Raw genomic sequence first — 24,928 nt, 5'->3', positions numbered from 1 at the left:
CTTTACTCGGGGAATCCAACAGTTCGCTGAGGAAGTTGGACAACTCCTCACAAAGATATTTTACTTCGTGCCGAATAAACGGTCGCCCGCATCCCCAAGGCCCGGTACGATATAACCATGGTCATTTAATTTTTCATCTAATGCAGCAATATAAATATCTACATCAGGGTGTTCTTCTTGAATTGCTTGAACGCCTTCAGGAGCGGCAATTAAACACATAAACTTAATGCTTTTTGCTCCGCGCTTTTTCAATGAATGAATCGCTTCTACCGCTGATCCACCTGTTGCAAGCATTGGGTCAACTACGATGAAATCACGCTCTTCCACATCAGCTGGAAGTTTTACGTAGTATTCCACTGGTTTTAACGTTTCTGGGTCGCGATATAAACCAATGTGTCCTACTTTTGCAGCTGGGATTAGTTTAAGCACACCATCTACCATGCCAATACCGGCACGTAAGATTGGCACTAATGCGATTTTTTTCCCTGAAAGTACTTTCGCTTTTGCCGTTTGAACTGGTGTTTCAATTTCAATTTCTTGCAATGGCAGATCACGTGTAATTTCAAAAGCCATTAACGTTCCTACTTCGTCAACAAGTTCACGGAATTCTTTTGTTCCTGTGTTTTTATCGCGAATATACGTTAGCTTATGTTGGATTAATGGGTGGTCAAATACATATACTTTGCTCAAAATGTTCGCTCCTAACTATTTTCGTCTACCATTTAGAATGTCCCCTTCTCTAAAGGTAGTTCTCATTATCTAGCCTAGTATATCAAAAATTGTTAAAACATAAAACATTATGTCGAAAAGGGTTTGTGACGAATTATATTACACTACAAGAATTTGCCCCTCATTTGTGAAGTTATTCCCCTATTTGTGAACTTATCACCCATAAAAAAATCCCCACTCTAAAAAAGAGCGAGGATTCAAATTAAAATTAGATGTTTGTTACTAAATCTTCATAGATTGGGTATTTGTCAGTTAAAGCTTTCACGCGATCGCGAGCTTCTGCTTTTACTGCTTCATCTTCTGGATTTTTTAATACTTTCGCGATAATTAAACCAACTTCTTTTAAGTCTTCTTCTTTAAAGCCACGAGAAGTTACCGCTGCAGTACCTAAACGAATCCCTGAAGTAACGAATGGTTTTTCTTCATCGTAAGGAATTGTATTTTTATTTGTTGTTAGTAAAACTTCATCTAGTAAGTGTTCAGCCACTTTCCCTGTTAAACCAACTGATTTTACGTTTACTAGTAATAAATGGTTATCTGTACCACCCGAAACTAATTGTAAACCTTCAGCAAGTAATGTTTCAGCTAAAGCATTTGCGTTTGCTTTAATTTGTTTTGCGTATTCTTTGAACTCCGGTTGAAGTGCTTCACCAAATGCTACAGCTTTCGCAGCGATTACGTGCATTAATGGACCACCTTGGATTCCTGGGAATACTGCTTTGTCGATTTTTTTTGCGAACTCTTCATCGTTTGTTAAGATTAAACCACCACGAGGACCACGTAATGTTTTATGAGTTGTTGACGTTGTAAAATGTGCATAAGGAACTGGAGATGGATGTTCACCAGCAGCTACAAGACCAGCAATGTGCGCCATATCTACCATGAAGTAAGCTCCCACTTCATCCGCGATTTCACGGAATTTTTTGAAGTCGATTTCACGTGGATATGCAGATGCACCCGCAACGATTAATTTTGGTTTATGTTCTAATGCTTTTGCACGAACATCTTCATAATCGATGACGTTAGTATCTTTTGTTACGCCATATTCAACGAAATTATATTGTACACCAGAGAAGTTTACTGGAGATCCGTGTGTTAAGTGACCACCATGAGATAGGTTCATCCCAAGAACTGTGTCACCTGGTTGTAAAATTGTGTAGTATACAGCCATATTTGCTTGTGCACCAGAGTGAGCTTGTACGTTTGCAAATTTAGCTCCGAAGATTTCTTTTACACGATCACGAGCGATATCTTCCACAACGTCAACGTGTTCACAACCACCATAATAACGTTTGCCAGGGTAACCTTCTGCATATTTGTTCGTTAATACAGAACCTTGAGCTTCCATTACTGCTTCTGACACGATGTTTTCGGAAGCGATTAATTCGATGTTTGCTTGTTGACGTTTTTTCTCTGCTAAAATTCCTTCTAGAACTGCTTTATCTTGCACTGCTAGTTTTTCGTAAGCCATTGCTTAAAATCCCCCTAAAGTTCTTTTAATATTTTTTATATGAAAAAACCCTTTTACTCGGATTTTTATCAAACTTATCTGAAAACTCCTTATAAAACCGCGCTATTCCTTAATATAGATAGCACGTTCTCCACCAATGAGTTTTGGTCGCGTTTTTGCAACAGTGACTACCGCATCGCCAATCTGTCGAATAGACGTTCGAATAGGTACTGCTACTTCCTTCAAATGCATCCCAATCATTGTTTGTCCAATATCAATTCCTGCATGGGCACGTACATGTTCCACCACAACCGGATTGTCCAATTGCGTGTAAGCATAAGCCGACATCGACCCACCTGCGTGTTTTGCTGGAATGACTGTAACTGGTTCAAGAGAATATTTTACTGCTGCTTCATATTCCAACGTTAGTGCGCGGTTTATATGCTCACAACCTTGGAACACTAAATATAAATTATGTTTTTTCGCAAATCGATTGAATTCCTCGTAAAGAACTTCTGCTATTTCCAAAGCGCCTGCTGTACCGATTTTCGCACCTGCTACTTCTGAGGTTGAGCAGCCAACCACAAAAAGTTGGTTTGGTTGAAAGTCAACTTGTTCTTCGAGTTCATGTAATAGCTGAGACAATGGTTGTTGCAAATGTTGAAATGAAGTCATTTTCGACACTTACCCTTCAAGTTCAGTAATTTTTTCGATGCGTCGAGTATGGCGACCACCTTCAAATTCAGTACCTAACCACGCTTTTACGATTTCACATGCTAAGCCTGGCCCAATTACACGTTCACCCATTGCTAAAATGTTTGAATCGTTATGACAACGTGTTGCTTTAGCACTAAAAACATCATGTACGAGTGCACAACGAATGCCTTTTACTTTGTTTGCTGCAATTGACATGCCGATGCCAGTACCACAAATAACAATCCCACGATCAAACTTCCCGCTTGCTACACCGTCTGCTACAGGCTTTGCATAATCTGGGTAGTCGACAGAATCTGAATTTTGCGGACCAAAATCTTCATAGCTAATGTTTAGCTCATCTAAAAGTGACATCACTTCTTTACGTAAATTATTACCACCATGGTCTGAAGAAATTGCGATTTTCACTCTTGTTACCTCCTACATGTTTGTTCATGAACAGTGTACCACTTATTACAAAAGAATAACATGTATTTTACATAGACAATTCGAAACTTTTTTATAAAATACGAATGATTTCGCTTACAAATAAGAAAATGTTCACTTTTAAATGCATTTCTATGTAAATAATGATAGATGACCCTTTTTATATTCGTAATTAACTGGGAATTGACTAACCCCTTAAACTTAGCTCTATTTTAAGTTTTGCGGGTTTACGAGCGAGTACACTTCCCCCTCATAAAACCTTCCTTTCCAAAATAAAAAATAGTGCTATATAACATATTATAGCACTACAAAAAATGGTATTTTATTTTGTACGATCAAACTGCTGGATCATTCGGTAAAGTTCCTCGGATTGACGTTTTAAATCTTTTGAGAGGTTTTCGACTTGTTCGATGGCATAGGCTTGCTCTTCGGTTGAGCCACGGACTTCTTGCGCCCCTGCTGATGTTTGTTGTGCAATAGCTGCTACCTCTTGTGATTGATGTGCCGTTGTTTCAATATTAATCATTTGTCGTTCAATTAATTGAGAAATGTCCACAACCGCATCGGCCATTTGTCGTACATTCGAAGCCATTCCTTCTACTGTAGCTGTTGTTTCAGAAACTTTGGATGATTCTTTTACCGCAAAGGATACTTGTTCGTTCATTTGTTTCACGACGATGTTTACGTTTTCTTGCATCGTTTGAATGAGTGCTGTAATTCCTTGAACCGCTTTGGCACTTTCGTCTGCTAAACCACGCACTTCTTCAGCCACTACCGCAAAACCTTTTCCATGTTCTCCTGCACGAGCAGCCTCGATCGAAGCATTTAAAGCGAGTAAGTTTGTTTGAGCTGCAATATCCCCTACTAAGCTAATAATGCGTTCAATTTGTTCCGCATTTTTTTCTAACTGATGGATGTTGTCTAATGCTTTTTCGTTCCCTTTTGCAATTTGTTGAATGCTACTTACAAGTCCTTGAATTGAATCCGTTGTTGTTTGTAAGTTAGCAATGATTTGTTTTGATTGAGAAGCAGAATTCACTGCACGGGAATTTACCTCGGAAGCTAGCAATCTCACATCTTCTATTGCCTCTACTGTATCTTGAACGGCAACTGCTGATGCCTCTGCCCCTTGCGAAATTTGGCTAACAGTTCTAGCAATCCCCTCTGCCTTGCGAGAAGCAGATGACGTTTGTTCAGATAACTCAATAATTGTTTCATTTGTTTTTTGGAAGTTGCCATCAATGCTATCTACCATTTGTCTTAAGTTTGTTAGCATTAATTGGAACGCTTCTGCAACGGATTGAATTTCATCTTTCGTTTTAGGGATTTCCACATCTTGTCCGATTTTCCCCTCTGCTACACGAGTCGCTGTTTCTTCAAGACGTTGTAAAGGTTTTACTAAAATAACACTAAAGATAGCAGCTAAAATACACGACCAAGCGATTCCTAAAGCATACGTAATGATTTCAAACACTATTGAATTTGGGATGAATTTTTCAAAAAATATTGGGTGTAAGTAATGGATAAATACAAAACTAGTAGAATAAGTAACAAGTGCTAATACGCCAACGAATAAAACTAACTTTCTGCGTAAGTTAAAGGTTTTATTATTCTTCATTCGCTAGTACGACCCCCAGTAATTTTTAATTGCAATTCGTCGATCAATTTCGTTAATTCTTGGAAAGTATGTCGGTACATATGAATGTCTCCTCCGAATGGATCGGAAACATCTTTTGAACTATATGGTGTTACGTATTCTTTTAGGGTGAATGTTTTTTGGTATGCATTTGGAAATGTGTGAAGAATCATATTTTTATGCGCTAATGTCATCGTAAGAATTAAATCTGCCCACTCGATATCCTCGTGCTTTACTTGAGCCGTAATATGGTCAAATCGAATTCGGTCTTGTGCGAGAACTTCTTTCGCATTTTCGGATATTTCGCCCCCTTCTAGCGCATAGATTCCCGCAGATTTCACTTGCACCCCTTGAATATTTCGCGATTTTAAAATGGCCTCTGCCATTGGACTTCTACATGTATTACCTGTACAAATAAAATAAATATTCATGTTGTCACTCACTTCTTATGAATTGTTTAAACTATCAACTAAAGTAATCATACTAATTGTTATTAATGAAATACCAGCAATCCACTTCAACGTATCACCTTTAATGGGGAACCGGTTTTTTGCTAAGTGCAGGGAGATATATGAAAGTATAAAAGTCCATATGCCTGCGCTTATGATAAACAAATATTTTTGTAAGTTTAGCATACCAAAAGAAACGCTAACTGAAAAGGTATCTAAACTTGCAGTAATTGCTAAAATAACTATAGGAATTGCTATTATTTGGCGATTTTTTGTCGATAGTATCAATTGGAGCCCAATAAAGAATAATAAGATACTGGAAATTAAACTCGACCATTGAGATAAAATAGAGACCATCCAACTCCCTACTGAGTATCCAATAATCGGAAATATCATATGTAATAAGGCTGTCCACAATGAAAGTAAAAAACGTCTTTTCACATCTGGTAGAAGCAAATAGAGCGCAACCACATCTAATGCAACAATCAGTCCTGTTAATATTTCCTGCAAGCTAGTCCTCTTTCCTATATAAGATTTCTACTATCTTATGCGAACAAGCTACCCAATATCATGGCTTTTCATCGACAGAGTTTGATTTCGTTACTATAGATTTTTTGTGCACATAAAAAGATTTGACGACCCTATTTAAAGGTGCCAAATCTTATTTTATACATTCAATTATTAATACATTGTGTAGTTGATATTATATTGTTATTAAATTTCACTTAAGCGAAACCATTTGCCCCCTGCCGCTTTTTCGAGACGATTCATAATGGCCGCCCCGACTCCTTCAGTTGACGTCGTTGTGGCAAGAATAATCGTAGCATCAGTTTTATCACAGGCACGTAAATCCTCATACAGTTTCGCTCCCATTTGTTCCTTGTCTTCCTCTTGTCCAAAGGCAAAGAAATAATCGGAACCGAGCTTGCTAAAGTTAATTGGCGCAAGTAAGGCAACCTTATGCCCATCCTTTTGTAAATAAGCGATGGCAGTGCTTACGGTATGTTGATCTTTTTCAATTAACAATACGGGTGCATTTGGTGCATAGTGCGTATATTTCATCCCTGGCGCTTTTGGGGTTGAATCGAGTTTTTGTTGTTCCTTGTTCGGTTGAATGACTTCCCCAATGACTTCTTGCAGCATTTCCTTCGTTACTCCACCAGGACGTAATATAACGGGTGGTGTTACTGTCATATCTAACACAGTTGATTCTAGACCGATTCCCGTTGTCCCCCCATCAAGGATTAATGGAATTTTACCTTGTAAGTCCTCTTCTACATGTTGCGCCTTTGTTGGACTTGGTTTGCCACTTCGATTTGCACTTGGAGCGGCCACTGGTTTTTTTAATTTTCTTAATAATCGCAATGCCACTTCATGGTCTGGCATACGGATTCCTACTGTTGAAAGTCCTGCCGTAACATTCGGTGCAAGAATGCCACTTTTCGCTTTCATAACAATCGTTAAAGGACCGGGCCAAAATACATTCATTAATTCTAGTGCGTTTTCTGAAATATGTTCAATATAATTCGATACTTCTTCAATTGTTCCAATATGTACGATCAATGGGTTATCAGAAGGACGGCCTTTTGCTTGGAAGATTTTTTTAACCGCCTTCTCATCGGTTGCGACTGCACCTAAGCCGTAAACAGTCTCGGTCGGAAATGCCACAACTTCCCCATCATTTAATAAATCCACAGCTTGTGAATAAATCTGTTCATTATCCCCATCGTTATCCACAAGCAATCGTTTTGTATTCATCTATGTCCCTCCTTTTATTTCAGGGATGTATCCACACTTATTCACAATATGTGGATAAGTTTCACTTTATTGTGCATAAGTTTTTATGAATCTGTGAGTAAACTTTAGTCGAATAATTTTTTAATCCATTCCCATATAATAAACTTTACTTTTTTCTCTTCTTCTACTTCTTGTGCTTCTTCTTTTTCCGCTGAACGTTCGCAAACATTTGAGAAGATCGAGCACCACCAGTTGTCTCCACGTCCATCACCAATCGTTAAGACGACTGAATTGTATAAAGATTGTGGATAAAAGAACGTCTCATCAAGCTTCGGTGGAATTAAGTTTTCCCCAATATTGATTTTTACATTAGCATCTGCATAATATTTTTCCACAAAAGTTGCTAATTGTGCATAAGTCTCATCGTTATCCACACCACTTATTTCATTTTTCTGAATTTGTACAAAAATCGGTTGCAAGTTCTCCACAACCTCATTTTTAAATTGCTGATCTGCTTCGAGGTTGCTATTCGCAACTACTCGAATTTTTAATGAATCATCTACCATTGTTTCTCTAGTTTCATATACTTTATTTGCAACGTCTGGTAATAATAAAATAGAACAAAGGATTGCTACTGAACACGCAACTAATTTTAATAGACTTAAAATGTATTGTACCTTTTCATTTTCAACTCTTGTAATCTCGTAATCGTTTAACATAAGTAAATCCCTCCCTGACATCATAATTGGCAGGAAAGGAATTTTTTATACATGAATTTCACAAAAAACAAATCTATTTTTTTGATTTATATCTTTTACGATTTCTATTTTCGCCTGTGGAAAACTAGATTGAAAGAAATTTGCCACAGTTTCTCCCTGTGTATAACCGATTTCAACGCCGATTAAAGCTGGCTTATTTACTAGATTAGGTAGTTGTTGTGCAAGCTTTCGATATAAAATTAACCCATCTTCTTCAGCAAAAAGAGCAGAGTGTGGTTCATGCTCTACTACAACTTCTGACATTTCTTTTGCTTCATCATACGCAATATACGGTGGGTTCGATAAAATAACGTCCCATTTTTCATCTTTAAGAGGCTCTGTTAAGTCTCCGAGTCGGAAATCAATTGTCGCTCCAAGGATCTCGGCATTTTTTTGCGCGGTCTTTAAAGCTGCTTCTGAAATGTCGGTAGCTGTAACATGTAGTTTGGGCAGTTCACTTTTCATCGTTATAGCAATGGCCCCACTACCCGTACCGATATCCGCTAGTTTAATTGAAGCTTTTTTCTCAAATAATTTGTGCATACGTTCTAGCGCCGCCACAATCAGTTCTTCCGTTTCTGGTCTTGGAATTAATACAGATTCGTCTACTTGAAATGTGCGTCCATAAAATTCTTCAACACCCGTAATGTATTGTACAGGGCGACCTTTTGCATGTTGTTCTACGTAAGATTGAAATTGTTCGAATTGCTCTTTCGTTATGTCATCGTGCATTCGCATCATTAATCCAGAATAGTTTGTTTGTAAAATATGCTGCAATAATAGTCTTGCAGCATTTTCATCACGACCATTGTCAACTAAAAAAGAAGAAGCCCAATTCAGGGCCTCGAAGATTGTGTTATGCTTCATCATTTAAGTTGGCAAGTTTTGAAGATTGGTCTTCTAGCATTAATGCATCGATTACTTCATCTAGCTTGCCTTCCATGATGATATCGAGTTTTTGTAACGTTAAGCCGATACGATGGTCTGTGACACGATTTTGTGGATAATTGTATGTGCGAATACGTTCTGAACGGTCTCCAGTACCAACCGCAGATTTACGCGTTGCATCGATTTCTTTTTGTGCTTCTTGCATGTACATATCCGCTACACGTGCACGTAAGATTTTCATTGCTTTTTCACGGTTTTTAATTTGTGAACGCTCATCTTGCATCGATACGACAACACCTGTTGGAAGATGGGTCATACGAACAGCTGACATTGTCGTGTTAACGGACTGACCACCTGCACCAGAAGATGCGAATGTATCAACACGAATATCTTTTTCATGAATTTCAACATCTACTTCTTCTACTTCAGGAAGACATGCAACTGTTGCCGTCGATGTATGGATACGACCTTGGGATTCTGTTTTTGGTACACGTTGAACACGGTGAGCTCCATTTTCGTATTTGAATTTTGAATACGCACCTTGCCCGTTAATCATGAAGATCACTTCTTTGTATCCACCCATTTCATTTGGAGTGGCTTCCATAATGTCGATTTTCCAACCTTGTGTCTCAGCATAACGAGAATACATACGGAAAAGGTCCCCTGCGAAAATGTTCGCTTCATCCCCACCAGCAGCTCCACGAATTTCCATGATAACGTTTTTGTCATCGTTCGGGTCTTTTGGAATAAGTAAGATTTTTAATTTTTCTTCTAATTGCGGGATACGCGCATTCAATTCGTTAAATTCTTCTTTTACCATGTCGTGCATTTCAGGATCTTTTTCGTTGTCTAGCATTTCTCTTGTATCTGCTAGTTGTTGTTTTACATCTTTATATTCACGATAAACTTCTACCATTTCTTGAATATCTGACTGCTCTTTTGAATAGTCGCGAAGTTTTTTGCTGTCGCTTACGATATCTGGATCGCTTAATAATTCATTTAATCTTTCATAACGATCTTCAACCGCTTGTAATCGATCAAACATAGTTTCACCTCTTATATAATTATATAGTTTAGGGCGGGAATAGTTTGGAACCTTTAAGTCTGATGGATATCCGCCAAAGTTTTCGTTTTATCCGCCAACAGTGTTTTTTAAATTTGTACTTACTTAGTATAAAGAAAATGGATTTATCTTGCTACATTTTCTTATAACGGTGGGTTTACATGGCACTTACGACAAACGGGATAGTAAGAGTCATTTCCACCAATTTGGATTTGTTCTCCTGTATAAACGGGCTTCTGATTTTCATCTACCCGTAAGTTCATTGTTGCCTTTTTATGACAAAACCAACAGATTGTTTTCATTTCTTCTATTTTGTCTGCATAAATCAGCATATAGCGACTGCCTTCAAAAAGTTCATTTTGAAAATCATTTTTCAAACCAAAGCCCATTACTGGAATATTTAAAACGTCTACAATTTTCGTTAATTGTAGCACATGTTCTTTTTTTAGAAATTGTACTTCGTCGACTAAAATACAGTATAGTTTTTGAGGATAGTTTTTTACATAGTCAAACAGGTCCGTCTCATCAAATACCGGAATTGCTTGACGGCGAAGTCCAATTCGGCTGGATACATAGCCCACTTCATCTCTTGTATCAAGTCCAGAAGTAAAAAGTAGTACTGGCTTATCTTGTTCTTCATAGTTATGTGCAACTTTTATAATTTCAATAGACTTTCCGCTATTCATTGCACCATGTTTAAAAAATAATTGCGCCATGGCTAGTAGTACCTCGTTTCGTCGATGTTTGTGCAGTTCGATGTCGCGATTTTTTCATTCGTTTATTGTTGTTAGTGTAAAGATTAAAAAATGCCTGCCAGCAGTTGCTTGGCAGGCATTTTATATAGGTCTTATTATTTAATACCGTATTTTTTGTTAAAACGATCAACACGTCCGTCAGCAGACGCGAATTTTTGACGGCCAGTATAGAATGGGTGACACTCGTTGCAAAACTCAACAACGATTTTTTCTTTTACTGAACCAGTTTCAAAAGAGTTACCACAAGAGCAAGTTACTGTTGCAGTTTTGTAATCTGGGTGAATTCCTTGTTTCATATTCGTTTCTCCTCTCGCCCTGAACCATCCGGAACAGAGTATTTTTTCGAACTGTACCTTACATAACCCGAATATGCCAGTTACATATGTACACGTTACATACCTAAAGAATTATAGCAGGACAAACTAATGAATGCAAGAGAAAAAGTGAAAACAATTTCCCACGCCTCGCTTGTACCAATTCAAATTTATTTAAAGCAAGCCTTTTCCTTTTGTCGCCTTTTTCATGTCGCTATCTAGCTTTTCAAAGAATTCTTCGTTTGATTTTGAGCTACGTAGTTTTCTTAGGAAGCGTTCTGCAAAGTCTGGTGCATCCGAGAACGTTTTTCGAATTGCCCATAGTTTTTCTAGTTGATCGGATGGGATTAATAGTTCTTCTTTACGCGTACCCGAACGACGAATATCAAGCGCTGGGAAAATACGACGTTCTGCTAAGTGACGATCTAAATGAAGTTCCAAGTTACCTGTTCCTTTAAACTCTTCATAGATTACCTCGTCCATACGGGAACCTGTATCTACTAAAGCAGTTGCTAGAATTGTTAAACTTCCACCATCTTCAATATTACGAGCAGAACCGAAGAATCGTTTTGGGCGATGGAACGCTGCTGGGTCAATACCACCTGATAACGTACGACCACTTGGCGGAATGACTAAATTGTAAGCACGAGCTAAACGTGTGATCGAATCCATTAAAATGATCACATCTCGTTTGTGTTCTACTAGACGACGTGCACGTTCTAATACAAGCTCCGCCACTTTTACATGGTTTTCAGGCACTTCATCAAAGGTTGAACTTACAACATCTGCTTTTACAGAACGTTCGATATCTGTTACCTCTTCTGGACGTTCATCAATTAATAAAACAATCAACTCAGCTTCTGGATAATTGGTTGTGATAGCATTCGCAATCTCTTTTAACAGTGATGTTTTCCCTGCTTTTGGAGGAGCGACAATTAAACCACGTTGACCAAAACCAACTGGGGCAACTAAATCCATAATACGAGTCGAGAGTTTATTAGATTCTGTTTCTAACTTAATATGTCTGTCTGGGTAAAGTGGTGTTAGAGCTGGGAAATGGACACGTTCTTTTGCAATTTCTGGATTTTCTCCGTTAACTGCATCAACTTGTAATAATCCAAAATAACGTTCATTTTCTTTCGGTGGGCGTACTTTACCAGAAACTTTATCCCCATTTCGTAGATCGAAACGGCGAATTTGTGATGCTGAAATATAGATGTCTTCCTTCGATGGAGAGTAGTTAATTGGTCGAAGGAACCCAAAGCCTTCTTGATTTACAATTTCTAACACACCCTCCATAAAGAAGAAACCTTCTTGTTCGGAACGGGATTTTAAAATAGCAAAAATTAATTCTTTTTTTGTTAATTTACTATAATATGAAACCTTGTAATCACGTGCAAGAGCATATAACTCTTTTAACGTCATATTTTCTAATTGAGCTATTGTAAGTGCTGACATAGCATTTCTCCAGTCTTTTAAATTTTAAATGTACTAATTTATTGGAATAAATCTTACTGTAGGGTTTTTTGAGAAGGAAAAGATGCCTGATAAAAAATTATGTAGTGTGAATGAGGAACTTTTCATTTAAGATATCCAAATTTACTTTTTTTAATCAGGCATTTTTAATTTGAAGTTTTTATTTTTCGTATCTTGGTTTTTTATCGATACTGTGACGACCTTCAATGAAACGTACTGTTCCTGTTTTTGCACGCATGACAACAGAATGAGTTAAACAGTAGGCACCTTTATATTGCACCCCACGTAGTAATTCACTATCTGTTACAGCCGTTGCAGCAAAAATCGCGTCATCGCCTTTAACAAGGTCTTCTAAGTATAACACTTTATCTACGTCGATTCCCATTTTTTTGCATCGTTCAGTTTGCGCATCATCTTCTGGTACTAGTTTTGCTTGGAAATCTCCACCTAAACATTTTAACGCTACAGCAGAAATAACTCCTTCTGGTGCACCACCAGTACCAAACATGATGTCAATACCTGTTTCATCAAATGCTGTACTAATTGCCGCGTTCACGTCACCATCTTGAATAAATTTAATACGCGCTCCTGCTGCACGAATTTCATCTACAATGTGTTGATGACGAGGGCGATCAAGTAATATGGCTACTACATCAGAAATTTCTTTATTTTTAGCCTTTGCAACAGCTTTTAAATTATCCGTAACCGATGCATTAATATCAACTTTACCAGCTGCCTCTGGACCAACTGCTAATTTATCCATATACATATCTGGTGCATTTAATAGGTTGCCACGGTCTGCAATTGCAAGTACTGTCATTGCTCCATTTGTACCTTTTGCAACGATGTTTGTTCCTTCAAGAGGGTCTACAGCGATATCCACTTGTGGTCCACCATTTCGAAGGCCAAGTTCTTCACCAATATAAAGCATTGGCGCCTCATCCATTTCACCTTCACCGATCACAACTGTGCCATGCATTGGAATTGTATCAAATAATGCACGCATTGATGATGTTGCTGCTTCATCTGCTTCCTCTTTTAACCCGCGTCCCATCCATTTTGCAGAAGCGATTGCTGCTGCCTCTGTTACGCGTACTACTTCCATCGTTAAGCTACGTTCCATTCTTCATTTGCCTCCTAGTGTTCGGTTATCCCGAAACTATGTTGTTCCCTCTATTGTAACATATTTTGTTATATTTGCATTTTGGGTATTTTTTGAAATTATTTTTACTGTTACTCAGCTCTTTTTGAACTAACAGCAATGGTTTCACGACGAATATTTGCTCCGATTGCACAAAGTTTTTGAATTAATGAACTGTACCCACGTTCAATATGATAAATTTCTTGGATTTCAGTCTCACCTTCAGCAAGTAAGCCAGCTAATACAAGCGCTGCTCCTGCACGAAGATCTGTTGCCGTCACTTTTGAACCATGCAGTTTGGTTGGTCCTTGAATAATAGCTGTATTTCCCTCTACTCTTGCGTTGGCATTCATCCGACGTAATTCATCGATATGTTTGAAACGTGCCGAATAAATTGTATCTGTCACTTTTGAGGCACCAACAGCTTGCGTCATTAGTACGGAAAGTGGTTGTTGAACGTCTGTAGGGAACCCTGGATAAACAAGGGTTTTCACATCAACAGAAGAAAGTACGTCACTTCTTGGAATAAAGATACTTTCTTCTCTTTCTTCGATTTTCACACCCATTTCCCGTAATTTTGCTGTAATAGCTTCTAGATGAAGTGGAATAATATTATCAATCGTCACACCATCGCCAATCGCCGCAGCCATAATCATGAAGGTAGCTGCTTCAATTCGGTCTGGGATAATTGTATGTTTCGTCCCGTGTAATTCATCTACCCCATCAATCCGAATAACACTTGTACCCGCACCTTTAATGTTTGCACCCATATTTGTTAAAAGTGTGGCCACATCGATAATTTCCGGTTCTTTTGCAGCATTTTCAATAACGGTACGCCCTTTTGCACGTACTGCTGCCAACATGATGTTAATGGTTGCACCAACACTGGCCACGTCCAAGTATATTTTCGCACCGATTAATTCATCTGCACGTAAATAAATTGCCCCGTGTTCGTTTGTCACTTTCGCTCCGAGTGCTTCAAAACCTTTAATATGTTGATCGATTGGACGAGGCCCTAAAAAGCACCCTCCTGGTAATCCAATTACCGCCTTTTTAAAACGACCTAACATTGCCCCCATTAAATAATAGGAAGCACGCAATTTTTTGACATTTCCATTTGGTAATGGAATAGCTTGCATATTTGATGGATCAATCACCATTTGACCATCTTTAAACGTCACTTCTCCACCAATTTCCTCCATCAGTGCTTTTAACGTCCAAGCATCCGATATTTCGGGAATTCCACCAATTGTGACAGAAGAATTGGCAAGGATTGAAGCGGGAATTAAAGCGACTGCACTATTTTTTGCTCCACTGACTTTCACTGTTCCTTTAAGGCGATTACCGCCAATGATTTTATAAACATCCATTACACGTTCTCCCTTATGATTGGAAAGTTTCACTTATTATTGTCCTTTACGTAATCCAGCCAAATCCGTTCACTTTCTAAAAAAAGGTAGCCAAATAATAATATTACTTTTATTATTTACCATTTTCACAATTTAAAGCTTCAGATTTACAAATTTTTTCCTTTATTTATATATTATTGAATAATTCTTATATGTTGACTGCAAGAGTTACTTGATCAAATTATAGCGATTTACGTTTTTCCCAGTCTGCTAAAAATCCTTCAATCCCTTTGTCAGTTAATGGGTGGTGGAATAATTGTTTTAAAACTTTAAATGGTGTAGTCGCAATATCTGCACCCGCTAATGCTACTTCTTGAATGTGTTGTGGATGACGGATCGATGCTGCAATAATTTCTGTTGGGATATCATGAATGGCAAAAATATCTGCAATTGTTGCAATTAGATCAGAACCTGTTTGACCGATATCATCAAGACGACCCACGAACGGAGACACATAAGTAGCGCCAGCACGAGCCGCCATTAATGCTTGATTCGCACTGAAAATAAGTGTTACGTTTGTTTTAATGCCTTTTTCAGAGAAGAATTTACAAGCTTTTAACCCTTCAGGTGTCATTGGTAATTTTACTGTGATATTTGGCGCAATGGCCGCAAGTTCTAAACCTTCTTTAATCATTCCTTCTGCGTCTAAAGAAATTACTTCCCCACTAACAGAACCATTTACAAGCTCCGCAATTTCACGAAGACGATCATGGAACGATACATTTTCCTCTTTTGCCACTAACGATGGATTTGTTGTTACACCAGATAAAATCCCCCAAGAATGGGCTTCTTTAATTTCCTCAAAGTTTGCTGTATCGATAAAAAATTTCATTATAATTCCTCCCCTATTTCTTATAATCGCATATCAAAAATGAAGAGAAGGTCGAATAAAACACGACACTTCTCCTGTAAAACGTTATTGAATCAAGAAAAGCAGTTGTGGTCACTCCTAGTGAAACGATCACCCACATGAAGGACTTTAAGTTTTACAATATAGTAAACAAATTCCTGAGTAAATAAAAACAATCTGCTTGCCTTTAATTCTTTTTAAGCTTTTTGTGAGCTGCCAAATTCGCGCATTTTGCCAATAACTGTTGTTTTAATCGCATCACGAGCCGGTGCTAAATATTTACGTGGATCGTAAACTTTTTTGTCGTTATCTAAAATTTCACGAATGACTTTTGTTGCAGCAATTTGATTTTCAGTATTTACGTTAATTTTTGCAGTACCTAAAGAAATTGAACGTTGAATATCTTTTGTTGGGATACCTGTTCCGCCATGTAATACAAGTGGAAGATCTGTTAATTTCGAGATTTCTTCCATTTCAGCAAATCCTAAGTTTGGTTCGCCTTTGTATGGTCCGTGAACAGAACCAAGAGCTGGCGCTAAGCAATCAATCGCAGTTTGTTCAACTAACGCTTTACATTCTTGTGGATCTGCATACATAATGCCGCCAATAACGCCATCTTCTTCTCCACCAACAGTACCCAACTCGGCTTCAACCGAAACACCTTTTGCATGGGCATATTCCACAACTTCAGATGTAATTTTAACGTTTTCTTCAAATGAATGGTGAGAAGCATCAATCATAACCGAAGTAAAACCAGCATCTACCGCTTCTTTACATTTGTCAAAGCTTGAACCGTGATCTAAATGAATCGCCACAGGAACCGTAATTTTATAACTTTCCATTAAGCCTTTTACCATGTGGACAACCGAAATAAATCCACCCATATATTTCCCTGCACCTTCAGAAACCCCAAGAATAACTGGCGATTTCTCTTCCTCAGCAGCAAGTAAAATCGCTTGTGTAAATTCCAAGTTATTTATATTAAATTGACCTACCGCATATCCTTCTTTTTTCGCTTTTATTAACATTTCTTTCATAGATACTAATGGCATCTCGAAAATCCTCCTACGAACGCAATTTTTAATTATTATGCTAAAACATTCCATTAAATATTCCAGATTAACTATAACAAAAACGATGTAGTCTCTCAAGTGAGACTACATCGTTTTCTGCGACGGAGCTTTGCGAAGGAGCAAAAACCGTATTAGTACTAAATTAATTTCAGAAATCTTTCACTTTTCTCATCTCTCAAGTAGTACGAGATGCAACCCTTTTCTGCGCCGAAAGCTTGCGTCAGGCGCAAAAACCTTCATAGTATCAAACGAATTCTAAAAATTATTCATTTTCTTAGTCTCTCAAGGGAGACGGGATTGTTTTCTACGCCGAAAGCTTGCGTCAGGCGCAAAAAAATTCTTAGTATGAAACAAATCTATAAATCGTCTATGAAAACTAGTACTATTTTTCTCTACATATACCAGCTATATTAATCGGGGAACTTTGTTAGACTTTATGTTTTCACGTAGATCGTACTATACTATTTTTTTAACACTCTATTAACTTCATGGATGATGTCAAAAATATTAAATGGTTTTGTAAAACAATTTTCGATTTCTAAATCTTTAGCCTGCTCTTTAACTTCTTGTCCGTCTAAAGCTGTCATCATAAATACAGGAATCGTTAAATTCATTTCACGAATTTTTTTTAAAATCTCCAAACCATTCATTCCAGGAATTTTCAAATCTAATAAAACACAGTCAATTTCCTGTACTTCTAGGATTTTTAAAGCTTCGATACCATTCGATGCTTGATCAACATGGTACCCTTCTTTTAATAACACTTCTTCTAATAAAAGGCGGATGCCTCTTTGATCGTCTACTATTAATATATTTCTCACAGTCTTTGTCCCCTCAAAAAAATAGTTATCTACTCTACCGTATATATTCCCTTAATTTAAATCACTAAACATTAATATAATATTGTTTTGGTCTTTCCAACATAGCTATGCATTTTACATTTTCACACTTAAGCTTTTATAATACTTTTTGAAGAGGTGGAACTAATGTCAAAAATACTTTCTACTCAAATGAGTGGATTATTCCAACGAATTATACAAAGCGAAGAAGAAGCAATTGAAGAAACTGCTCGTCTCCTTGCCCAAGCCAGTGTAGGTCAAGGGAAGGTTTACTTTGCTTGTTTCGATGAATTACAAGCAATTGAAATGAAAGCTTTATACGGAAGCGAAAAGTTTACAAATCTTGCACAATGGACACCTGAAACCATCGTGAGTGATGTGGATCGTGTTTGTATATTTACGACAAGTTGCTCAGATCCAACAGCTTTAACTCTCGCAAAAAAATTATATGAAGATTTTATTCCGTTTGCAGTGGTTTCCAGTGAACTACAAAATGATACAAATGAATTAAGTGCGCTAGCCTATACTTATGTTTCGATGAAAATTCGAGGAGGTCTATTACCGCATCCAACAAAACTAGGAGAACGAGTTATCATTCCCTACTTAATGTCCGCATTATTTATATATGAGGCTATTAAGTTAAATTATGACGAAATGCTTTCTGAAGACGAAGATTTTTAGTAGTTTTTCTTAATCCTCTTATTCCTTGAACCTCTTTTTTTATGAAAAGAGGTTTTTTAAGTTACAATTTTTTAATCATACACCCTAAATGTTAAGAAATGGTTAAATATTAAATGTTTAATTAAATTAAATTTTTATACTTTATAAGTATAATCTATTTTTTGAATTAAGCAAAAAAAGAACTACCTCTTTAACAAGAGATAGTTCTTAAGTAGCTTATTTAGGAATTATTTATTAAATGCAGCCCCAACAAACTCACGGAATAGTGGTTGTGGACGTTGTGGACGAGAAATTAATTCTGGGTGGAATTGACAAGCCACGTAGAATTTTTTCTCTGGTAATTCGATAATTTCTACTAAACGGTTGTCTGGGCTTGTTCCTGAAAATACTAGACCCTCTGCTTCCATTGCTTCACGGAATTCGTTGTTAAACTCATAACGGTGACGGTGACGTTCGTATACTAATTCATCGTCATAAGCAGCCATTGCACGAGAACCTTCTTTTAATTTACATGGGTATAAACCTAAACGTAATGTTCCACCTAAATCAATCTCATCACTTTGATCCGGTAAGAAGTCGATAATTGGATATGGTGTTTCTTTATCTAGTTCTGTAGAATGTGCTCCTTGTAATCCAAGAACGTTACGAGCAAATTCGATTGTTGCCAATTGCATACCTAAACAAATTCCTAGGAATGGAACATCATTTTCACGTGCATATTGAATTGCTGCGATTTTTCCTTCAATACCGCGATCACCAAAGCCACCCGGTACTAAAATACCATCCGCATTTTGCAATAGCTCATTTACATTGTCTGCGTTGACATGTTCTGCATTAACCCAGTCTACTTCGATTTCTGAATCATATACATATCCGGCGTGTTTTAAAGCTTCTACTACTGAGATATAAGCATCTTGCAGTTCTACGTATTTTCCTACAAGGGCAATACGTGTTTTATTTGAAAGGTTTTTCACTTTATGAACAAGTTCTTTCCAATCAGACATATCCGCTTCTGGTGCTTCAATTCCAAAATGCTCTAACACGATATCGTCAAAATCTTGTGCATGTAGATTTAAAGGAATTTCATATAAATGTTCTGCATCACGCGATTCAATGATGTCACGCGCTGTTACGTCACAGAATAACGCTAATTTTTCTCTCATGTCTTGAGAAACTGGTTGTTCTGTACGGACAACTAAAATATTTGGTTGAATCCCTAAAGAGCGTAATTCTTTTACAGAATGTTGCGTTGGTTTTGTTTTTAACTCCCCAGCTGCTGCAATGTATGGAATTAACGTACAGTGGATGTACATCACATTTTTATGTCCTAAATCTGATCTCATTTGGCGAATTGCTTCAAGGAATGGTAGGGATTCGATATCCCCAACCGTACCGCCTACTTCTGTAATTACGATATCTGCATTTGTTTCACGGCCAGCACGTTGAATGCGGTCTTTAATTTCATTTGTCACATGAGGAATTACTTGAACTGTTTTTCCGTTATAATCGCCACGACGTTCTTTCGCTAAAACGGATTGATATACACGTCCAGAAGTAACAGTAGAATGCTTACCTAAATTGATGTCGATAAAGCGTTCGTAGTGACCTAAGTCTAAGTCAGCTTCTGCACCGTCATCTGTTACGAAAACTTCACCATGTTGATATGGACTCATTGTACCTGGATCGATATTTAAATACGGATCGAATTTTTGAATTGTCACTTGAAGTCCGCGATTTTTTAAAAGTCGACCTAAAGATGATGCAACAATCCCTTTTCCAAGTGATGAAACTACGCCACCTGTTACAAATATATACTTTGTCATTATGATTTCCTCCTATTACTACTGTTACGAATGATTTAATTACTTGGTTATTGTCTCGTTGATCGGGACGAACCTTCATGGGAATTAAGAAAAGCTTGAAAACTCTATCTTCTATTAGCAACATTCCACGAGTTATTCAAAGCTATACGTTTTAGGTAAAGACTTTACCTGTTAAATGAAAAAATAAAAAAACGCTCCGCCTGCAAATTTTGCAGAGGGAGCGTGAATTTATCACGGTCAATCTCCATTCCAAATGGAGCCCAAGTAAAAGAGTATATTGAAATATAAAAGAAGTCAAGACCTTAAATAAAAAAGTACCTAACTATCTGTAAAAATGGTTCGACTACAACCAGAGACCAAAATTAGTTCTCATCTTCCTCTATTTCTTCTTCTAACTCTTCATCTTCGTCTTCATCAATGATAAAACCATCATCTTCTTCAATAATTTCGTCATCTAGATCTGCATCGACATCTACTTCGTCAATATCATCAATTACTTCTTCAACAAAATCTAAATCTTCTTCGTCGTCTAGCTCTTCTTCTTCATCAACGAATTCTTCAAAGTCCTCTTCAAAGACTAAATCGTCCTCATCAACAAGCAACTCTTCTTCGTCTCCATCAAGAACCGCTTTTGTTTTACGTTTACGTGCTTTAACTGTTGGCGCTGTTTCTTCTTCAATTGTTTCAACTTTATACCATTCACGAAGACCCCAACCATTTTCATGATTTAATAGGAAACGTCCATCAATATTCATATCTGTATAAAACTGTACAAGTCTTTCTTGAATTTCATCATCAGTTAGACCGTTTAAAGTTTGAATTTCTTTTAGTAAGTCGTGGAAAGCGATTGGAGATTTTCTCTCTTCTAGTACTGCGTAGGCTAAGTCAATTAACGATTCTTCTGCTAATTGTTCTATTGTCATTTCACGAATATTCAACTCGTGCACGTCCTTTCTTTCATTACATATCTTAAGCATAATATCCATTATATACAAAGTACTATACACTATGCTAGTTTCATTTACTGTTTTTTATATTATAGATCTCTTTTATTCCTAAATAAAATAGAAATGCTGATAATATAAGCAAAGGTACTGAACCCAACTGCTTATTATACAAAAAAAAGGTTGCTAAAAGACAAGCGAGTATAATTATGTAATGTGTATATTGTTTCATTTGCCTGCCATCCTTTCTTTTCGCATTCTATATTATATCCAAAACCTTGAAGTTATTGTTAAATATTATATTAAAAACAGTAAATTCTAGCTCCATTATAGAAAACATAATAGAAATTACTCTCTCTTAACTAGTAGTAGGTGTATTAAAATAACAATATCATGTTAACTAAGAAATGATAATCAAAATTAGCTCAGATTGGAAGAAAAAAATGTAGCGCTTGCTCATCCACCATTTGCAAGCGCTCACTGTACTCAATTACATATTTCTTCTATATTGGCCTCCAACTTCATATAACGCTTTTGTGATTTGGCCAAGGCTTGCTACTTTCACTGTTTCCATTAGTTCCGCAAAAACATTGCCACCGGAAAGTGCTGTCTCTTTTAATTTATTTAAGCTTTCCGTAATAGCTGTTTCGTTTCGTTTTTGGAATTCACGTAAATTTTGAATTTGTAATTCCTTTTCTTCCTTTGACGCCCGAGCAATTTCCATATTATTAATTTCATCGGCTGATGGAGGATTCGGGTTTAAATACGTATTGACCCCAACAATCGGGAATTCACCCGTATGTTTTAAGTGCTCGTAGTACATCGATTCTTCTTGGATTTTCCCACGTTGGTATTGCGTCTCCATAGCACCTAGTACGCCACCACGGTCATTGATTCGTTCAAATTCCTCTAATACCGCTTGCTCTACTAAATCCGTTAACTCCTCGATGATGAAGGAGCCTTGCAATGGATTTTCATTTTTTGATAAGCCATTTTCTTTTGTAATAATCATTTGGATCGCCATTGCGCGGCGTACCGATTCTTCCGTTGGTGTCGTAATTGCTTCATCATAGGCATTCGTATGAAGAGAATTACAGTTATCTTGCAGTGCCATTAATGCTTGAAGTGTTGTACGAATATCATTGAAGTCAATCTCTTGTGCATGAAGAGAACGCCCTGACGTTTGAATGTGATATTTTAATTTTTGTGAACGCTCATTTGCACCATATTTATCACGCATCACAATAGCCCAAATTCTTCGCGCAACACGACCAATAACCGTATACTCCGGATCAAGTCCATTGGAGAAGAAGAAGGACAGGTTCGCTGCAAAATCATCAATCTTCATGCCACGACTTAAATAATACTCTACATACGTAAAGCCATTTGATAACGTAAAGGCTAATTGTGAAATCGGGTTTGCCCCAGCTTCTGCAATATGGTAGCCAGAAATGGAAACGGAGTAATAGTTTCGCACTTTATTGTCAATAAAATACTGCTGAATATCGCCCATTAAACGAAGCGCAAACTCTGTAGAGAAAATGCATGTATTTTGACCTTGATCTTCTTTTAAAATATCTGCCTGTACGGTACCGCGCACAACTTGCAGAGTTTCTTTTCGAACTTGGGTAAACTCTTCTACCGTTAGTGTACGGCCAAGCTCTTCTTCAAGCTTTTTCACTTGCTGATCGATCGCTGTATTCATAAACATCGCTAAAATAATTGGAGCTGGCCCATTAATTGTCATTGAAACAGAAGTAGATGGTGCACATAAATCAAATCCTGCATACAACTTTTTCATATCATCTAACGTACAAACACTAACACCCGACTCCCCAACTTTCCCATAAATATCAGGACGGTAATCAGGATCTTCACCGTAAAGTGTTACGGAATCAAAAGCAGTCGATAAACGTTTTGCATCATCATCTTTTGAAAGGTAGTGGAAACGTCTATTTGTCCGCTCCGGTGTGCCTTCTCCAGCAAATTGACGCTTTGGATCTTCCCCTTCTCGTTTGAATGGGAAAACGCCCGCAGTATATGGAAACTCTCCTGGTACATTTTCTGCATAGACCCATCGAAGGATTTCACCGTAATCTTTAAATTTAGGTAATACAACTTTCGGAATTTTTGTCCCTGATAAAGAAGTCGTTTTTAAGATCGTACGAATTTCTTTATCACGCACTTTTGTGATATATTCATCGCCCGCATACATGGCCTTAATTTTTTCCCAATTGTTTAATATACGTTTCGATTCTGCGGATAATTCGTCTTTCACGCTATCTGCAAGAGATTGTAGCGATTGAATTAATGCATTTTCTGATTTCGTATCAACAATTTGCGAAATAGCGCCTTCTAGTTGGTATAATTTGCGGGCTAGCTCTACTTGTTGACTTGCTTGCTTATGATAATTTCGTACCGTATCAACAATTTCACGTAAATAATATCGACGGTCGTTTGGTATAATGACATCTTGCTTTTGCGTTTTGACAAATTGCTCGTAGGATGTTTGCCAATTGTACTGGAATTTCTCATTAATTTTCGCTACAAGTGCTGCAAATAATGAATTGGTTCCTTTATCATTGAATTGGCTTGCAATTGTTCCATATACTGGCATTGTATCCAAGTTTTCTGACCATAATTCATGGGAACGTTGATATTGCTTTTGAACTTGGCGTAGTGCATCCTCAGAACCTTTTCGCTCAAATTTATTAATGGCGATTAAATCGGCATAGTCAATCATATCGATCTTTTCAAGCTGCGTCGGTGCACCGAATTCACTTGTCATCACATACATCGATAAATCCGTATATTTCGTAATTTCTGCATCTCCTTGACCAATCCCACTTGTTTCAACAATGATTAAATCGTAACCAGCTGCTTTAACAATATCCAGAACCTCGCCAATTGAAGCTGATAGTTCCGTTCTAGAACCACGTGTTGCAAGACTTCGCATATACACTCGGTTATCAAAGATGGCATTCATGCGAATACGGTCACCCAGTAACGCACCACCTGTTTTTTGTTTCGTTGGATCTACTGAGATAATCGCTACTTTTTTGTCAGGGAACTCTCGTAAGAAGCGACGAATTAATTCATCTGTTAAGGAAGATTTCCCTGCGCCACCTGTGCCAGTAATACCTAATACAGGAGTGTTTTTTGTTCTTTTCCGGGCTTCAGCAAGTAAGTTTGCCGTTTCGCCATCCCCACCAATTTCAACGGCTGTAATTAGATTTGCTAAAATTTCCGGAGTATCCGTTGACAATTGTTCAAATCGTTCTAAATAGTTGCCCGATAATGTGGAAAAATCGGCTCCTTCTAATTGTTTGTTAATCATCCCTTGCAAGCCGAGCTTCATACCATCCTCAGGCGAGAAAATGCCCGCAATGCCATATTGGTGAAGCTCTTCAATTTCGCGTGGAAGAATAACCCCTCCGCCGCCTCCGTAAATTTTGATATGTGGTGCTCCTTTTTCTTTTAACAGGTCGTGCATATATTTGAAGTATTCCATATGCCCCCCTTGGTAGGAAGAAATGGCAACAGCTTGCGCATCTTCTTGGATGGCCGCATTGACTACTTCTTCTACGGAACGATTGTGTCCAAGGTGAATTACTTCCGCCCCGCTCGCTTGTAAAATTCTGCGCATAATATTGACTGATACATCGTGCCCATCAAATAAACTAGATGCCGTTACAAAACGCACGTGATGTGTTGGTTTATATACCCCGTTTTTTTCTGCTTTTTCATCAACTTTCACCATACATGTTTACCCC

The 24,928-nt window shown here is 37.6% G+C and carries 23 protein-coding genes; 1 reads left to right on the top strand and 22 read right to left on the bottom strand.

Annotation, left to right across the window (positions count from 1 at the left end; all coding sequences use genetic code 11):
* Window positions 1–60: 60 nt before the first annotated feature.
* The 19 genes from upp to EK386_RS09315 all read right to left on the bottom strand — a co-directional run bounded on the left by upp (window position 61) and on the right by EK386_RS09315 (window position 17,689).
* Window positions 61–690 (bottom strand): uracil phosphoribosyltransferase, encoded by a 630-nt coding sequence (gene upp / locus EK386_RS09405; protein WP_126658907.1) that lies wholly within the window; start codon window positions 688–690, stop codon window positions 61–63.
* A gap of 247 nt (window positions 691–937) precedes the next feature.
* Window positions 938–2,200, bottom strand: a complete 1,263-nt coding sequence (glyA, locus tag EK386_RS09400) for a serine hydroxymethyltransferase (RefSeq protein WP_126658906.1) — start codon at window positions 2,198–2,200, stop codon at window positions 938–940.
* Between the two features lie 102 nt (window positions 2,201–2,302).
* Window positions 2,303–2,854, bottom strand: a complete 552-nt coding sequence (locus EK386_RS09395; RefSeq protein ID WP_126658905.1) for a TIGR01440 family protein — start codon at window positions 2,852–2,854, stop codon at window positions 2,303–2,305.
* Between the two features lie 9 nt (window positions 2,855–2,863).
* Window positions 2,864–3,301 (bottom strand): ribose 5-phosphate isomerase B, encoded by a 438-nt coding sequence (gene rpiB / locus EK386_RS09390; protein WP_126658904.1) that lies wholly within the window; start codon window positions 3,299–3,301, stop codon window positions 2,864–2,866.
* Window positions 3,302–3,641: 340 nt separating this feature from the next.
* Window positions 3,642–4,937 carry a methyl-accepting chemotaxis protein gene (locus EK386_RS09385; RefSeq protein ID WP_126658903.1) on the bottom strand — a complete coding sequence of 432 codons (1,296 nt, stop codon included), beginning with the start codon at window positions 4,935–4,937 and terminating at the stop codon, window positions 3,642–3,644.
* Window positions 4,934–5,386, bottom strand: coding sequence for a low molecular weight protein arginine phosphatase (locus tag EK386_RS09380; protein ID WP_126658902.1), 453 nt, complete (start codon window positions 5,384–5,386; stop codon window positions 4,934–4,936). Before EK386_RS09380 ends, EK386_RS09385 begins: the two co-directional genes overlap by 4 nt.
* A gap of 15 nt (window positions 5,387–5,401) precedes the next feature.
* Entirely contained in the window at window positions 5,402–5,914 is a 513-nt protein-coding gene (locus EK386_RS09375) for a manganese efflux pump MntP (protein ID WP_126658901.1), read from the bottom strand.
* A gap of 204 nt (window positions 5,915–6,118) precedes the next feature.
* A complete protein-coding gene (locus EK386_RS09370; protein WP_126658900.1) occupies window positions 6,119–7,162 on the bottom strand; it encodes an L-threonylcarbamoyladenylate synthase in 1,044 nt (347 codons plus the stop codon).
* A gap of 104 nt (window positions 7,163–7,266) precedes the next feature.
* The gene (locus EK386_RS09365; protein WP_158674402.1) at window positions 7,267–7,860 is read right to left on the bottom strand and encodes a stage II sporulation protein R; all 594 of its coding nucleotides are present in this window, start codon (window positions 7,858–7,860) and stop codon (window positions 7,267–7,269) included.
* A 45-nt stretch (window positions 7,861–7,905) separates the two neighbouring features.
* Window positions 7,906–8,769, bottom strand: coding sequence for a peptide chain release factor N(5)-glutamine methyltransferase (gene prmC / locus EK386_RS09360; RefSeq protein ID WP_126658898.1), 864 nt, complete (start codon window positions 8,767–8,769; stop codon window positions 7,906–7,908).
* The gene (gene prfA, locus EK386_RS09355; protein WP_126658897.1) at window positions 8,756–9,832 is read right to left on the bottom strand and encodes a peptide chain release factor 1; all 1,077 of its coding nucleotides are present in this window, start codon (window positions 9,830–9,832) and stop codon (window positions 8,756–8,758) included. The genes prmC and prfA overlap by 14 nt, the downstream gene beginning before the upstream one ends.
* Before the next feature lie 161 nt (window positions 9,833–9,993).
* Complete coding sequence (locus tag EK386_RS09350; RefSeq protein ID WP_126658896.1) at window positions 9,994–10,566, bottom strand: thymidine kinase; 573 nt, start codon at window positions 10,564–10,566, stop codon at window positions 9,994–9,996.
* A gap of 134 nt (window positions 10,567–10,700) precedes the next feature.
* Entirely contained in the window at window positions 10,701–10,901 is a 201-nt protein-coding gene (rpmE, locus tag EK386_RS09345; RefSeq protein WP_126658895.1) for a 50S ribosomal protein L31, read from the bottom strand.
* Window positions 10,902–11,093: 192 nt separating this feature from the next.
* Window positions 11,094–12,377: a transcription termination factor Rho gene (gene rho, locus EK386_RS09340; protein WP_126658894.1), complete on the bottom strand. Its 1,284-nt coding sequence runs from the start codon at window positions 12,375–12,377 to the stop codon at window positions 11,094–11,096.
* Window positions 12,378–12,555: 178 nt separating this feature from the next.
* Window positions 12,556–13,518: a class II fructose-bisphosphatase gene (gene glpX / locus EK386_RS09335; RefSeq protein WP_126658893.1), complete on the bottom strand. Its 963-nt coding sequence runs from the start codon at window positions 13,516–13,518 to the stop codon at window positions 12,556–12,558.
* A gap of 110 nt (window positions 13,519–13,628) precedes the next feature.
* Entirely contained in the window at window positions 13,629–14,906 is a 1,278-nt protein-coding gene (gene murA, locus EK386_RS09330) for a UDP-N-acetylglucosamine 1-carboxyvinyltransferase (RefSeq protein WP_126658892.1), read from the bottom strand.
* A gap of 220 nt (window positions 14,907–15,126) precedes the next feature.
* Window positions 15,127–15,777 (bottom strand): fructose-6-phosphate aldolase, encoded by a 651-nt coding sequence (gene fsa / locus EK386_RS09325; RefSeq protein WP_126658891.1) that lies wholly within the window; start codon window positions 15,775–15,777, stop codon window positions 15,127–15,129.
* Between the two features lie 215 nt (window positions 15,778–15,992).
* Window positions 15,993–16,847, bottom strand: a complete 855-nt coding sequence (locus EK386_RS09320; protein WP_126658890.1) for a class II fructose-bisphosphate aldolase — start codon at window positions 16,845–16,847, stop codon at window positions 15,993–15,995.
* 482 nt (window positions 16,848–17,329) lie between these two features.
* The gene (locus EK386_RS09315) at window positions 17,330–17,689 is read right to left on the bottom strand and encodes a response regulator (RefSeq protein ID WP_126658889.1); all 360 of its coding nucleotides are present in this window, start codon (window positions 17,687–17,689) and stop codon (window positions 17,330–17,332) included.
* 165 nt (window positions 17,690–17,854) lie between these two features.
* Between EK386_RS09315 and EK386_RS09310 the strand changes: the two genes are divergently transcribed.
* Window positions 17,855–18,388 carry a DUF2529 family protein gene (locus tag EK386_RS09310; RefSeq protein ID WP_126658888.1) on the top strand — a complete coding sequence of 178 codons (534 nt, stop codon included), beginning with the start codon at window positions 17,855–17,857 and terminating at the stop codon, window positions 18,386–18,388.
* A 227-nt stretch (window positions 18,389–18,615) separates the two neighbouring features.
* Here the strand turns inward: EK386_RS09310 and pyrG are convergent, their stop codons facing one another.
* The 3 genes from pyrG to icmF all read right to left on the bottom strand — a co-directional run bounded on the left by pyrG (window position 18,616) and on the right by icmF (window position 24,915).
* A complete protein-coding gene (gene pyrG, locus EK386_RS09305) occupies window positions 18,616–20,211 on the bottom strand; it encodes a CTP synthase (protein ID WP_126658887.1) in 1,596 nt (531 codons plus the stop codon).
* 362 nt (window positions 20,212–20,573) lie between these two features.
* Window positions 20,574–21,149, bottom strand: coding sequence for a DNA-directed RNA polymerase subunit delta (gene rpoE, locus EK386_RS09300; RefSeq protein WP_179966016.1), 576 nt, complete (start codon window positions 21,147–21,149; stop codon window positions 20,574–20,576).
* Between the two features lie 496 nt (window positions 21,150–21,645).
* Window positions 21,646–24,915, bottom strand: coding sequence for a fused isobutyryl-CoA mutase/GTPase IcmF (icmF, locus tag EK386_RS09295; protein ID WP_126658885.1), 3,270 nt, complete (start codon window positions 24,913–24,915; stop codon window positions 21,646–21,648).
* Window positions 24,916–24,928 lie beyond the last annotated feature (13 nt).

The sequence above is a fragment of the Lysinibacillus antri genome, from assembly GCF_003977595.1.
Lineage (GTDB): Bacteria > Bacillota > Bacilli > Bacillales_A > Planococcaceae > Ureibacillus > Ureibacillus antri.
Note: the sequence above shows the minus strand (reverse complement) of the source record. Positions and strands in the feature narration are given on the sequence as shown.

Excerpts from the sequence above, each read along its gene's own strand:
- EK386_RS09320 (WP_126658890.1), bottom strand. The coding sequence starts at position 16,847 with ATGCCATTAGTATCTATGAAAGAAATGTTAATAAAAGCGAAAAAAGAA.
- murA (WP_126658892.1), bottom strand. The coding sequence starts at position 14,906 with ATGGATGTTTATAAAATCATTGGCGGTAATCGCCTTAAAGGAACAGTG.
- EK386_RS09370 (WP_126658900.1), bottom strand. The coding sequence starts at position 7,162 with ATGAATACAAAACGATTGCTTGTGGATAACGATGGGGATAATGAACAG.
- prmC (WP_126658898.1), bottom strand. The coding sequence starts at position 8,769 with ATGATGAAGCATAACACAATCTTCGAGGCCCTGAATTGGGCTTCTTCT.
- icmF (WP_126658885.1), bottom strand. The coding sequence starts at position 24,915 with ATGGTGAAAGTTGATGAAAAAGCAGAAAAAAACGGGGTATATAAACCA.
- fsa (WP_126658891.1), bottom strand. The coding sequence starts at position 15,777 with ATGAAATTTTTTATCGATACAGCAAACTTTGAGGAAATTAAAGAAGCC.
- EK386_RS09385 (WP_126658903.1), bottom strand. The coding sequence starts at position 4,937 with ATGAAGAATAATAAAACCTTTAACTTACGCAGAAAGTTAGTTTTATTC.
- EK386_RS09350 (WP_126658896.1), bottom strand. The coding sequence starts at position 10,566 with ATGGCGCAATTATTTTTTAAACATGGTGCAATGAATAGCGGAAAGTCT.
- glyA (WP_126658906.1), bottom strand. The coding sequence starts at position 2,200 with ATGGCTTACGAAAAACTAGCAGTGCAAGATAAAGCAGTTCTAGAAGGA.
- glpX (WP_126658893.1), bottom strand. The coding sequence starts at position 13,518 with ATGGAACGTAGCTTAACGATGGAAGTAGTACGCGTAACAGAGGCAGCA.
- EK386_RS09380 (WP_126658902.1), bottom strand. The coding sequence starts at position 5,386 with ATGAATATTTATTTTATTTGTACAGGTAATACATGTAGAAGTCCAATG.
- pyrG (WP_126658887.1), bottom strand. The coding sequence starts at position 20,211 with ATGACAAAGTATATATTTGTAACAGGTGGCGTAGTTTCATCACTTGGA.
- EK386_RS09395 (WP_126658905.1), bottom strand. The coding sequence starts at position 2,854 with ATGACTTCATTTCAACATTTGCAACAACCATTGTCTCAGCTATTACAT.
- EK386_RS09365 (WP_158674402.1), bottom strand. The coding sequence starts at position 7,860 with ATGTTAAACGATTACGAGATTACAAGAGTTGAAAATGAAAAGGTACAA.
- rpmE (WP_126658895.1), bottom strand. The coding sequence starts at position 10,901 with ATGAAACAAGGAATTCACCCAGATTACAAAACTGCAACAGTAACTTGC.
- rho (WP_126658894.1), bottom strand. The coding sequence starts at position 12,377 with ATGTCAGCACTTACAATAGCTCAATTAGAAAATATGACGTTAAAAGAG.
- EK386_RS09310 (WP_126658888.1), top strand. The coding sequence starts at position 17,855 with ATGTCAAAAATACTTTCTACTCAAATGAGTGGATTATTCCAACGAATT.
- prfA (WP_126658897.1), bottom strand. The coding sequence starts at position 9,832 with ATGTTTGATCGATTACAAGCGGTTGAAGATCGTTATGAAAGATTAAAT.